The sequence below is a fragment of the Actinomadura sp. NPDC000600 genome, from assembly GCF_040492135.1.
GTDB lineage: Bacteria > Actinomycetota > Actinomycetes > Streptosporangiales > Streptosporangiaceae > Spirillospora.
The window spans coordinates 158,164-170,835 of sequence record NZ_JBEUPD010000016.1; the positions used below are offsets into that span (position 1 = coordinate 158,164).

Sequence of the window (12,672 nt, forward strand, 5' to 3'; positions counted from 1 at the left end):
GCGGTCTGTGCCAAGGTCGGCACGCTGGCGGGGCCGAGGTCCCCTGCTTTCCCGAGCCGGCCCCGCCAGCCAGACCCGTGCCCCGGCCCGCACCTGTGACGGGTCCGGCTCGCCGTCAGGACACCTCGGCGTCCTCCTTGACGCGCAGGGACGGGTCGTCCGCGGCGCGCAGCCGGAGCGTGTACAGGTCGTCCGGGGACAGCGGCATCGCGTCCACCCGGATCCCCTCCGCGTCCTCGACCGCCGACGCGACCACCGCCGACACCGGGATGACGCCGGCCTCCCCCGCCCCCTTGATGCCGAGCGGGTTCAGCGGTGACGGCGTCTCCAGGTGGTCGGTCTCGATGCGCGGGACCTCCGTCGCGTACGGCATCAGGAAGTCCATGAACGAGGCGTTGAGCAGCTGGCCCGACTCGTCGTACACCATCCGCTCGTACAGCGCGCCGCCGACGCCCTGCGCGACGCCGCCGTGGATCTGGCCCTCCACCACCATCGGGTTGACGAGCCGCCCGCAGTCGTGCACGACCGCGTACCGCAGGATCGCGACCTCCGCCGTGTCGGGGTCGACCTCCACGATCGCGGCGTGCGCCCCGGAGGCGAACGTCGAGCGCACCGGCGAGTAGTAGTCGCGGCCCTCCAGGCCGGGCTCGTCCCCGGCCGCGACGGGCGGCTCGGTGGCCGGGCGGCCCACCGCGAACTGCGTCGCCGCCGCGGCCTCCTCGTCGAACGCGTACCGCAGCGGGTTCGACAGCACCGCCACCGTCCGCAGCGGGACGGCCGCCGACCGGTCGCCGCGCACGTGCACGACCCCGTCGGTGATCTCCAGGTCGTCCGGGTCGGCCTCCAGCGCCTCGCCCGCGATGCGCAGCGCCTTGCCGCGGACCTTCCGGCACGCCAGCGCGATCGCGTTGCCGCTCATCACGGCGGCGCGGGACGCGAACGTGCCGACCGCGTACCCGAACCGCCGGGTGTCGCCCGTCGTGACGTGGACGTCCTCGATGGGGACGCCCAGCTCGGCGGCCGCGATCTGCGCGAACACGGTCTCGTGGCCCTGCCCCTGGGAGGTGAGCCCGGTCGACACGTGCACCCGCCCCGCGGTGTCGATCTCGACGTGGCCGCCCTCGTACGGGCCGACGCCCGTGCCCTCGACGTAGACGCCGAGGCCGATGCCGATGCGGCGGCCCCGGGCCGCGGCGGCGGCGCGCTCGGCCTCGAAGCCGTCCCAGCCGATCAGCTCCCGCGCCTTGCGGAGCAGCTCGGGGTAGTTCCCCGAGTCGTAGATCAGCGGCCGGCCGTCCTGGAACGTCAGGCCCTGGTCGTAGGGGAACTCGTCGGGCTGGATGAAGTTGGCGGCGCGCACGTCGGCGCGGTCGCGGCCGAGGTGGCGGGCGATGCGGTCCATCGTCCGCTCCATGCAGAACACGCCCTGCGGGCGGCCCGCGCCCCGGTACGGGGTGACGATGAGGGTGTTGGTGTAGAGGCTGACGACCTCCGCCCGGTACGCCCCGATCTTGTAGGGGCCGAGGAGCTGGGTGGAGGTGACGATCGGGATGATGATCCCGTACGGGGTGTAGGCGCCGTGGTCGTGCAGGATCCGCACGTCCAGGCCGAGGACGCGGCCCTCGTCGTCGAACCCGACCCGCACGTCCTGCAGCTGCCCGCGCTCGTGCGCGGCGGAGACGAAGTGCTCGCGGCGGTCCTCGGTCCACTTGATCTCGCGGTCCAGCAGCCGCGCCGCCCACGGCACCAGGACCTCCTCCGGCCACGGGTGGACGATCTTCACGCCGAAGCCGCCGCCGACGTCCGGCGCGACCACCTCGACCTTGCCGTTCGGCATCCCGAGCCGCGCCGCGATCGCCGCCCGCACGCTCGTGGACGCCTGCGTGGAGGAGTACACGCGCAGCGACCCGTCGTCGGCGTCCCACCGCGCGTAGACGCCGCGGCCCTCCAGCGGCATGGACGCGCTGCGCTCGATGGACAGCCGGAACTCCAGCACGTGCGGCGCGGCGTCGATCGCCGCGGCCGCGTCGCCGTTCTCCTGGACCAGGACGGCGCCCACGTTGCCGGGCACGTCGTCGTGGACCAGGTGCTCGGCCCGCTCCGCCGTCTCGATGCCGACGACGGGCGGCAGCGGCTCGTACTCGACGCGGATGCGCTCTGCGGCGTCCTCGGCCAGGTAGCGGTCGCGGGCCACGACCATCGCGACGGGCTCGCCGACGTGCCGGACGGTGTCGCGGGCGAGCGGGTACCCGGTGCGGCCGTGGGTCAGCGCGGGGTGCGGGATGAGGAGCGGCAGCGGGTCCCCGACCTTCCCCGGCAGGTCCTCCCAGGTGTAGACGGCGACCAGCCCCTCGACGTCGAGGGCCCCCGACACGTCGATGTCGGCGATCCGGGCGTGCGCGTGCGGGGAGCGCACGAACGCCGCCGCGAGCGCGTCCCGCCCGAGGTCGTCGAGGTAGCGGCCGCGCCCGGTGAGGAGCCTGCCGTCCTCGCGCCGCTGGACCGGTTCACCGAAGACCCGGGTGCCCATTCACGACTCCTCAGCTGTTGCCTTTGTTGCCTTGAGGGGGGACGACCCCTCAGCTGTTTCATTGCGGGGGGACGACCCCCCGCACCCCCCGGAACTGCTGTGTTCACTGTGGGGGGACGACCCCCCGCACCCCCCGGAACTGCTGTGTTCATTGCGGGGGGACGACCCCCCGCACCCCCCGGAACTGCTGAGCAGGTCGGCGGCGCGGTGCACCGACTTGACGATGTTCTGGTAGCCGGTGCAGCGGCACAGGTTCCCCGAGATCCCCTCCAGGACCTCGTCCTCGGTGGGCCTCGGCGTCTCCCGCAGCAGCGCCGTGACCGTGCAGAGGAACCCGGGCGTGCAGAACCCGCACTGCAGGCCGTGGCACTCGCGGAACGCGCGCTGCACCGGCGAGGGCGTCCCGTCCGGCGCCGCGAGCCCCTCGACGGTGGTGACCGCGTGGCCCGCGGCGGTGACGGCGAGCATGAGGCACGAGCGGACCGGTTCCCCGTCCAGCAGGACGGTGCAGCAGCCGCAGACGCCGTGCTCGCAGCCGACGTGCGTGCCGGTGAGCCCGAGGTCGTGCCGGAGCAGGTCCGACAGCAACCGCCGCGCCGGGACGCGCGCCGTGCGGTGCGTCCCGTTGACGGTCAGCGCGACCTCGAAGCTCTCCGCCATCAGTCCTCCGCCCTCCGCAGCGCCTCGGCCGCGGCCGCGTTCAGGGCGCGCTCCGCGAGCACGCCGGTCAGGTGGCGCCGGTAGGCGGCGCCCGCATGGATGTCGGGTTCGGGGTCGATCCGCTCCCGGACGTGCGCGGCCGCCGCCGCCCAGTCGCCGCGGGGGCCCGCGGCGGCGGTCAGGTCGAGCACGAGCGGCGTCGGCGCGATGCCGAGGAACCCGGCGCGCGCCGAGCCGACGCGCAGGTCCTCGTCGAGGCCGACGACGGCGGCGACGCCGCTGAGCGCGTAGTCGCCGTGCCGCCGCGCCGTCTCGGCGAACGCGGTCCCGGTGCGCGGCGGCGCGGCCGGGAAGAACGCCGCGACGGCCAGCTCGCCGGGTTCGAGCGCCGACTCCAGGGGGCCGCGGAAGAACGCCTCGGCCGCGATGGTGCGGCGGCCCCGCGCCGAGGCCGCCTCGACCGTCCCGCCGAGGACGGCCAGCACGGCGGGCATCTCGGCGGCGGGGTCGGCGTGCACCAGGCTGCCGACGACCGTCCCCCGGTTGCGGATCACCGGGTGCGCGACGTGCCGCAGCGCCCGTCCGAGCAGCGGCTGCACGGCCGCCGCCTCCGCCGAGCGCTCCACCCGCGCGTGCCGGGCGAGCGCGCCGACCCGCACGCCCTGGTCGCCGACGTGGAGGGTGTCCAGCTCCGCGACCCGGTTGATGTCGACCAGGTCGGACGGCGCGGCCAGCCGCATGTTCAGCAGCGGGATGAGGCTCTGCCCGCCCGCCAGCACCTTCCCGCCGGGCGCGGCGGCCAGCGCGTCCAGGGCCGCGCCGAGCGTGCCCGGCGCGTGGTACCCGAACGGAGGTGGTTTCACCGCGGCCCCTCGTCAGCTCTCATCGGTCCTGGGTGTACCCGGCCGATCGTGGTCGGCGTGCCTGACGGGGCCGCCGATCTCCTCCTCCGCCGGGGCGATGATGCCGCCGCCCGTGTCCTCCGGCCGGCGCAGCACGTTCAGGACGTGGTAGCCGACCAGCACGGCGATGGTGCCGAGCGCGATGCCCTGGAGCGGGAAGTCGTCGGTCACCTGGAGTGTCACGTTCCCGATCGCCAGAATGATCGCGGCGGCCACCGGGACGAGGTTGACCGGGTCGGCGAAGTCGACCCGGTTCTCGATCCAGATCTTCGCGCCGAGCAGCCCGATCATCCCGTAGAGGACGACGGTGATGCCGCCGAGGACGCCGCCCGGCGTCGCGGCGACGAGGGCACCGAACTTCGGGCACAGCCCGAACAGGATCGCCACGATCGCGGCGACGAAGTAGGCGGCGGTCGAGTAGATCCTGGTCGCCGCCATGACGCCGATGTTCTCGGCGTAGGTGGTGGTGGGCGAGCCGCCCACGGCGGTGGCGAGGGCGGTGCCGACGCCGTCCGCGGCGATGGCCCGGCCGAGGACCGGGTCCAGGTCGTCGTGCGTCATCGCGGCCACGGCCTTGACGTGCCCGGTGTTCTCCGCGATCAGCGCGATGACGGCGGGCAGCGCCAGCAGGATCGCCGAGGTCTTGAAGTCGGGGGCGTGCAGGTCGGGGAACCCGAACCAGTCGGCGGCCTTCACGCTCGTGAGGTTCACCCGGTCGTGCGGGAACGCGGTGGCGACGCAGAAGGGGCCCTCCGCCGCGCACGGCTTGCCGGCGCCGTCCAGCAGGTTCTGGCCGGGCAGCACGGAGGTGATCTTCCCGGCCGCCGCGTCGAGGAGCCACGACAGGACGAAGCCGAACACCAGCGCCAGCAGGATCGTGATCCGCGCCCAGAAGCCGCGCAGCAGCACCGCGCAGAGCACCGCGAACGCCAGCGTCGCCAGCGCCACCCACTGGTCCTGCGGCCAGTACACGGTCGCGACGACGGGGGCCAGGTTGAACCCGATCAGCATGACCACGGCGCCGGTGACCACCGGCGGGAACACCTTGTGGATGACCTCGCCGCCCACCACGTGGATGAGCACGCCGATCACCGCGAGCACCAGGCCCGCGACGAGGATCGCCCCGGTGACGGTGGCGCTGTCGCCGCCCGCCGCGCGGATCGCCGCGACCGCGCCGACGAACGAGGCGCTCGTGCCGAGGTAGCTCGGCACCCGGCCGCCCACGATCAGCAGGAACAGGATCGTCGCGATCCCGGACATCATGATCGCCAGGTTGGGGTCCAGGCCCATCACGACCGGGAACACGAAGGTCGCCCCGAACATCGCGACCACGTGCTGGGCGCCGATGCCCGCGGTCCGCGGCCACGACAGCCGCTCGTCCGGCCGCACGACCTCCCCGGGCGGCGGCGTCCGTCCGTCGCCGTGCAGCTTCCAGCCGATCACCATGGGGGTCCTCCTGCTCAGCCGGCCGCGTTCCCGCGGGCCTTTCATGCGGGCAAGGTAGATCTACCCTGGTGGGCGGGCATCGGCGACATCTGCCAAACCGCGCGTCCAGGATTGGGAGGACCGGCCGGTGCGCGGACGCGCCGAGCTGGGGCGACGGCCGTCCGGCTCCGGTGTGGCGCCCCGGGGGTCCGGGGCGGTGGCGCTACCCTCAGATACCCCGCATGCGCAGCACGTGAAGGGCGAGGGTGAGGTTGAGCCGCAGATGGGCGTCCTCGGTGAACGCTCCGAGCATCCTTTCCAGCTTCCCGATGCGGTAGCGCAGCGTGTTGTAGTGGAAGTGCAGCCGGCGGGCCGTCTCCGCGACGTTGAGGTTCGTCTCCAGCAGCACCTGGAGGGTGCGGCGCAGGTCGACCAGCTCCGGCTCGTCGTCGGCGGCGAGGTCGCCCAGCGTCTCGCGGACGAACGCGTGCAGCTCGTCCGGGTCGGAGACGAGGCTGAGCAGCCGGTACACGCCGAGCTGGTCGAAGTGCGCCCGCGCGCCCGCCCCGTTGAGCTGGCGCCCGACCCGCACGGCCTTCACCGCCTGCTCGTAGGCCTCGGGCAGCGCGGCCGGCGAGCTCACTGTCCGGCTGATCCCGGTGGAGAACGTGCGCCGCACCGGCAGGTGCTCGGCGAAGATCGACGAGGCCTCCTTGACCATCGCCTGGACCGGTCCGGCGGTCCACTCGGCCGGGTCGCCGCCCTCGGCGCCCACGATCGCCACGACCTCGTGGGCGAAGCTCGCGACGGCCGCGCCCCGGTCGTGCCGCCGGACGGCCGTCGTCCAGGCCGCGGCGAGCCGCTCCTGCGCGGCCCGCTCCTCGGCGCCGCGGACGCCGCGCGCGCCGCCGTCGGGCTCGACGGCCCTGCCCGCCGGGAGGGCCCGGCCCTTGCCCTCGGCCTCCTGGCCCGAGGCGCCGCGGGGGCGCCCGTCCAGTTCGGCGACGACCACCATCATCGGCCGGTCGAGGTCCCAGCCGAACCCGCCGCAGTGCGACACGATCCGGTCGTCGCCGCCCGCCCGGCCCGCGAGGATGTCGCGCAGGAAGTCGGCGCGGTACTTGCTCTCCACCGCCGCGACGGCCTGCTGCTTGGTCACCACGAGCGCGGCGACGGTCGCGGCGCGCTCCAGGATGCCGAGGTCGGTGCCGCGCAGGGTGCCGCCGGGGCTGAACGCGACGATCCGGCCGTGGTCGAACCCGCCCGCCATCACGGGCACGACCAGGTGGTCGCCGGTGCCGTGCGCGCCGATGATGCCGCAGCCGCCGCGGCCGCACGCCGCGTGCCGGCCCGCGTCGAAGGCCCGCATCGCCTGGACGTGCTCGTCGGGGCCGGCGCCCGCGAGCACCCGCTGCTCGCCGTCCAGCACCACGACCGCCACGTCCAGCAGCGTCGCGACCTCGTCCACGACCTCCTGGAGGCCGCCGCCGCACAGCACGATCTGCACGAGCGCCCGGTGCACCTCCTCGGTGCGGGCGAGGACGGCCGCCTGCCGGTTCAGGATGTCGGTCAGCACCTGGTTCAGGATGTCGTCGAAGCCGACGTCGTTCGGGAGCAGGATCAGGGGGAAGCCGCGCCGGTCCGCCTGCGCGATCATCTCGGCGGGCAGCGAGTCCAGGTAGCGGCCCAGCTTGATGGCCAGCGCCGCGAGGCCGCGCTCGTCCAGGTCGGCGACCAGGTTGTCGAGCGACTGGGGGGTGTTGCGGAGGGGGTAGCCGGTGGTGAGCAGCAGTTCGTTCGGTTTGACCCACGACAGGATGTCGGGGACCTCCATCACGTTCAGCCGCTGGACGACGCGCTCGAGTCCGGCCCGTCCGGCGATGAGGCGGGCGCCGTTCAGGGTGCTGACGCCGAGGACCTCGCCGACCGAAAGGCCGTAGGTCAGGGTTCCGGTACTCGCGAGCCGGAGGGCCGGTGGGCCCGGGTCCGCAGTGGTGTAACTCATGCCAGGGGTCACCTCGCCTTTTGGTGCGTACATCGCCCGTGACGGCGTGATCGCTACCGATGCCTGATCAACACTGACAACAAAGACGAACGATGACAACCATCCTTGGCAGTTTTATCCATACGTCCAATGGCGGCCCCGTTCTACCGTCATGCCGGAGGCCGGGCCGTCCGCACGCCGGGCGGCCGCCGACACCGGCCTCGGGAGGATCCGTGACCGCTCTCGTCCGCGACCCGATCCGGCTCCCGGACCGCCCCGGAGGGCGGCCCCCCGCCGCCGGCGCCGCGAGCCTCGCGCTTCGGCCCCTGCTCGACCCGCCGCGCCGCGCGGCCCGCGTCATCGCGGTCTTCCCCGCGGCGCTGTACCTGGAGATGCGCGGGGGCGGCCCCGGAGGGCGCCGCGAGCCGCGCGTGCTCGCCGTCGTCACCTCCGACGCCGGCCGGCTTCCGAACGCGGTGGTGGTCGTCGCCCACCGGCGCGAGCACCCGTTCCGGTCCGTCCGCGAGGGCGCGGACGCGTTCGTCGGCGACGGCCGGATCGAGGCGGAGGGCCTCAACGTGCGCGTGCGCCGCTGGTGGGACCCCTCCCCCGTGCTCGGCGCGATGCAGCCCGCCTCGCTCTCCCGGGGAATCCGCGCCCTGGAGGCCGAACTGACCGCGGCCGGCGCGCTCACCGCCGAAGGCCCGTCGGGCGGCGGCCTCGCCGGGCATCCCGACCCGGACGCGCTCGCCGCGTCCTGCGCCGCGGGCGACCTCGCGGGCGCCGTGGAGGCGGCCGAGCGGATCGTCGGCCTCGGCCCCGGGCTGACACCGAGCGGCGACGACATCCTGTGCGGCCTGCTGGCCGCGCTAAGGCTGGTCGGCGGCGCCGTCCGGCACGGCGACGCCGCGGTGGGGCTGGCCGACTGGCTCGGCGCGGCCGTCACCGCCGACGCCGGCACCCGCACGACGGCGCTGGCCGCGACGCTGCTGCACTGCGCGGCGGCGGGCCAGGCGGGCGCCGAGGTGACCGCCGTCCTGCGCTGCGTCGCGGGCCACGAGCCGCCACAGGCCGCCGTCCGCCGCCTGCTCGCGGTGGGCCACACGTCGGGCGCGGACCTCGCGCACGGCGTCCTCGCCGGATGCCGCGCCGCCCTCGCCCTCAGCGCCTCCGCGTATCTCCGGGTCCAGCACCTCCAGGTGCCGCGCATCCCGGTACAGCACCTCCACACCCCGAGGGCCACCGCATGACGGACTGGGTCGAGGTGCGGCGGGGGGGCTACCACGATTCGGTCACGCTGATGCGGGTGAGCCGGCTCCTGTCGGAACGGTCCGGCGTCGCCGCGGCCATGGTGGCGATGGGCACCGAGCTGAACCGCGAGATGTTCGGCCGCATGGGCTTCGCCGTGCCGGACGGCGCCGGGCCGGACGACCTGGTCGTGGCGGTCCGTGTCGACGAGGACGGGCCCGGCGAGGGCGGGCTGGAGGGTGTGCGGGAAGCGCTGGACGCGCTGCTGCGCGAGGCGTCCCGCCCGCCCGCGGGGGGCGGGATCCTGGGCGCGCCCGCGCCGGCCAGGACGACCGGGTCCGCCGCGGCCCGCGGCGACGCGACCGTGGCGCTGCTGTCGGTGCCGGGCCCGCACGTCTTCCCGGAGGCGATGGACGCCCTGGACGCCGGCCTCAACGTGATGATCTTCAGCGACAACGTGCCGGTCGGGCAGGAGATCACGCTGAAGGAGGCGGCGGCGCGGCGCGGGCTGATCGTGATGGGCCCGGACTGCGGGACCGCCGTGATCGGCGGCGCGGGCCTCGGGTTCGCCAACGCGGTGCGGCCCGGCCCGGTCGGCGTCGTCGCGGCGTCCGGGACGGGCGCGCAGCAGCTGATGTGCCTGCTGGACGCGGCGGGCACCGGCGTCAGCCACGTGCTCGGCGTCGGCGGGCGGGACCTGTCGCCCGAGGTGAGCGGCCGGTCGGCGCTCGCCGCGCTGGCCGCGCTGGACGCCGACCCCGGCACCGAGCTGATCGTGCTGGTGTCCAAGCCGCCCGCGCCGCAGGTGCTGGACCTGATCCGGGAGGCCGCCCGGCGGCTGGACACCCCGGTGGTGTTCGCGCTGCCGCTGCCCGGCGAGGACGACCTGACGCGCGCGGCGGAGAAGGCGCTGCGGGCGCTCGGCCGTCCCGTCCCGACGTGGCCGCGCTGGGTCTCGCCCCGGCGCGCCGCGCCCGCTCCCGGCCTGGCGCTGCGCGGGCTGTTCGCGGGCGGGACGCTGCGCGACGAGGCCGAGATGATCGCGCGGGACGCGCTCGGCCGGGACCTGGAGGCGCGCGGCCACCGGTTCACCGACTTCGGCGACGACGCCTACACGCGCGGCCGCGCGCACCCGATGATCGACCCGACGCTGCGGCTGGAGGCGCTGCGCGCCGAGGCCGCCGACGACGGCTGCGGCGTCCTGCTCCTGGACGTGGTGCTCGGCCACGGCGCGGAGCCCGATCCGGCCGCCGCGCTCGTCCCGGCCGTCACCGCGGCGGTGCGGGACCGGCCCGACCTCGCCGTCGTCGTGTCGCTCTGCGGGACGCCGGCGGACCCGCAGGACCGCGACCGGCAGGCCGCCGCGCTGTGCGAGGCGGGCGCGGAGGTGTTCGCCTCCAACGCGCAGGCGACCCGGCACGCGCTGGCGCTGGTGGACGGGTCGATCGTCGAAGGGATGCCCGGATGAGCGACAACCGGGACCAGCACCGCGGGCACCGGCTGGGAGGGCTGCTCTCGCGCGAGCCGCGCGTCGTCGCGACCGGGGTCGAGGTGCTCGCGAGCGCGCTCGCCGAGCAGGCCGTCCCGGTGGAGTCGGTCGACTGGCGGCCGCCGCCTGCCGGGACGGAGGCCGCGCTCGCGGCCGTCCTCGGCGACCCCGGCCACGCCGACGCCAACGCCCGCGCCGTCCAGCGGATGGTGACGGCGCGCCCGCACCTGGTGGACGTGCGCCCCGCGCGCGACGTGCTCGGCCTGGAGCCGGGGAAGTTCCTGCACGCGGGCCCGCCGCTGGAATGGGAGCGGGCGTCCGGCCCGATGCGCGGCGCGCTGATCGGCGCGATGCTCCTGGAGGGGCTCGCCGAGACGCCGCGCGGCGCCGAGCGCGAACTGGAGCGCGGCGCGGCGGTGTTCGAGCCGTGCCACCACCACGCCGCGGTCGGCCCGATGGCGGGCGTCGTCAGCCCGTCCATGTGGATGCTCGTGGTCGAGGACGCCGAGCACGGCGGGACGTCCTACTGCTCGCTCAACGAGGGCCTCGGGAAGGTGCTGCGGTACGGGGCGTACGGGCCGGAGGTGATCGAGCGGCTGGCGTGGATGGGCGAGGTGCTCGGCCCGGCGCTGCGCGAGGCCGTCCGGCGGCACGGGCCGATCGACCTGATGGCGCTCATCGCGCAGGCCCTGCAGATGGGCGACGAGCTGCACAACCGCAACCGGGCGGCGACGTCGCTGCTGCTGCGCGAGCTGGCGCCCGCGCTCGCGGCGGCCGAGGAGGTGCCCCGCGCGAGGGCCGCCGAGGCGCTGCGGTTCGCGGCGGGCAACGACCACTTCTTCCTCAACGCGGGGATGGCGGCGGCGAAGGCCTGCGCGGACGCGGCCCGCGGCGTGCCGGGGTCGAGCCTCGTCGTGGCGATGGCCCGCAACGGCACCGACTTCGGCGTCCAGGTGTCGGGGACGGGCGACCGCTGGTTCACCGGCCCCGCCGGCGTCCCGGACGGCCTCTACCTCGGCGGCTACGGCCCGGACGACGCCAACCCCGACATCGGCGACTCGGCGATCACCGAGACGGCCGGGATGGGCGGGTTCGCGCTCGCCGCCGCGCCCGCGATCGTCCGGTTCGTCGGCGGGGAGGTCCCCGACGCGGTGGCCGCCACCCAGCGGATGTACGAGATCACCCTCGCCGAGCACCCGGTGCTGCAGATCCCGCTGCTGTCGTTCCGCGGGACCCCGGTGGGCGTGGACGTCACGCGGGTCGTCCGCACCGGGATCCTGCCCGTCATCGACACCGGCATCGCCGGGCGGGAGGCCGGCACGGGCCAGGTCGGCGCCGGACTGGTCGAGCCGCCGGCGAACGTCTTCACCGACGCCCTGCACGCCCTCGCGGAGCCGGCCTGACCGCCGAGGCGGAGTCGGCCGGGCCGCCGCGGCGGAGATCGCATAGCCGTGGCGGCGGGGGTAACGTCGCACGCATGAGCGAGTCGATCAGCGGGGAGCGGTCCGCCCTCACCGGCGAGCAGTACGCCCTCAGCGCGGGGCACTACCAGGCCGTCGTCACCGAGTCGGGCGCGAGCCTGCGCGAGCTGACCCGCGAGGGGCGCCCGCTCGTGCTGACGCACGGCGCCGACGAGCCGGCCCCCGCCGCGTTCGGGCACCTGCTGATCCCGTGGCCGAACCGCGTCGACCGCGGCACCTACGAGTACGGCGGGGCCTCGCACCGGCTCGACCTGTCCGAGCCCGAGCGCGACTGCGCGATCCACGGGCTCGTCCGGTGGGCGGCGTGGACGGCGGCCGAGCACGAGCCCGACCGGGTGCGGCTCACGCACCGGCTGCTCGGCACGGCCGGGTACCCGTTCCGCCTCGACCTGGAGGCGGAGTACACCCTGGACGCCGAGGAAGGGCTGCGCGTGCGGATGACGGCCCGCAACACCGGCACCAGGACCGCCCCCTACGGGCACGGCGCGCACCCCTACCTGACGGTCGGCGAGCCCATCGACGGCTGCACCGTCACGCTGGGCGCCGACCGGTACCTCCCGGTGGACGAGCGGATGATCCCGTCCGGGCCGTCCCAGGACGTGACCGGCACCCAGTACGACCTGCGCACCGGGCCCGTGTTCGGGGACCGGCGGATCGACAACGCCTACACCGGGCTCAACCGCGACGGCCACGGCCGCGCCTGGGTGACGCTGTCCGGCGGCGACCGCACGGTGCGGCTCTGGGCCGACGAGGCGCACCCGTGGATGGAGGTCTACACCGCCGACAACGCCCCGGACCCGCGCTCCGGCCTCGGCGTCGAGCCCATGACGTGCCCGCCCAACGCGTTCGCGTCCGGGGAGGGCGTCGTCGACCTCGCACCGGGCGAGGAGTTCAGCGGAAGCTGGGGGATCCAGGCGGCCTGATCACGCGGTATCGGTTCCCTAGCCGGTGGG

Annotated in this window: 9 protein-coding genes; 4 read left to right on the forward strand and 5 right to left on the reverse strand. The window is 75.3% G+C overall.

Translation table 11 applies throughout. The features are described 5' to 3' along the window. Positions 1-115 precede the first annotated feature (115 nt). The 5 genes from cutA to ABWI07_RS23670 form a co-directional block, all read right to left on the reverse strand. Positions 116-2,530 carry an aerobic carbon-monoxide dehydrogenase large subunit gene (gene cutA, locus ABWI07_RS23650; RefSeq protein ID WP_149257338.1) on the reverse strand — a complete coding sequence of 805 codons (2,415 nt, stop codon included), beginning with the start codon at positions 2,528-2,530 and terminating at the stop codon, positions 116-118. After that, positions 2,531-3,190: a (2Fe-2S)-binding protein gene (locus ABWI07_RS23655; protein ID WP_353819822.1), complete on the reverse strand. Its 660-nt coding sequence runs from the start codon at positions 3,188-3,190 to the stop codon at positions 2,531-2,533. It abuts the gene before it with no gap. Beyond that, on the reverse strand, positions 3,190-4,053 hold the full coding sequence (locus ABWI07_RS23660; protein WP_353819823.1) for an FAD binding domain-containing protein: 864 nt from the start codon (positions 4,051-4,053) through the stop codon (positions 3,190-3,192). Before ABWI07_RS23660 ends, ABWI07_RS23655 begins: the two co-directional genes overlap by 1 nt. A gap of 12 nt (positions 4,054-4,065) precedes the next feature. Continuing rightward, a complete protein-coding gene (locus tag ABWI07_RS23665; RefSeq protein ID WP_149258009.1) occupies positions 4,066-5,538 on the reverse strand; it encodes a uracil-xanthine permease family protein in 1,473 nt (490 codons plus the stop codon). 208 nt (positions 5,539-5,746) lie between these two features. After that, positions 5,747-7,522 carry a PucR family transcriptional regulator gene (locus ABWI07_RS23670; RefSeq protein ID WP_149257341.1) on the reverse strand — a complete coding sequence of 592 codons (1,776 nt, stop codon included), beginning with the start codon at positions 7,520-7,522 and terminating at the stop codon, positions 5,747-5,749. Positions 7,523-7,734: 212 nt separating this feature from the next. Here ABWI07_RS23670 and ABWI07_RS23675 point away from each other — a divergent pair, with 212 nt between their 5' ends. The 4 genes from ABWI07_RS23675 (at position 7,735) to ABWI07_RS23690 (ending at position 12,642) form a co-directional block, all read left to right on the forward strand. Continuing rightward, positions 7,735-8,751, forward strand: a complete 1,017-nt coding sequence (locus ABWI07_RS23675; RefSeq protein WP_149257342.1) for an oxamate carbamoyltransferase subunit AllH family protein — start codon at positions 7,735-7,737, stop codon at positions 8,749-8,751. Next, the gene (locus tag ABWI07_RS23680; RefSeq protein WP_353819824.1) at positions 8,748-10,217 is read left to right on the forward strand and encodes an AllF/FdrA family protein; all 1,470 of its coding nucleotides are present in this window, start codon (positions 8,748-8,750) and stop codon (positions 10,215-10,217) included. Before ABWI07_RS23675 ends, ABWI07_RS23680 begins: the two co-directional genes overlap by 4 nt. After that, the gene (locus ABWI07_RS23685) at positions 10,214-11,641 is read left to right on the forward strand and encodes a YlbE family protein (protein WP_353819825.1); all 1,428 of its coding nucleotides are present in this window, start codon (positions 10,214-10,216) and stop codon (positions 11,639-11,641) included. Before ABWI07_RS23680 ends, ABWI07_RS23685 begins: the two co-directional genes overlap by 4 nt. Before the next feature lie 74 nt (positions 11,642-11,715). Continuing rightward, positions 11,716-12,642, forward strand: coding sequence for an aldose 1-epimerase family protein (locus tag ABWI07_RS23690; protein ID WP_149257345.1), 927 nt, complete (start codon positions 11,716-11,718; stop codon positions 12,640-12,642). The last annotated feature ends 30 nt before the right edge of the window (positions 12,643-12,672 follow it).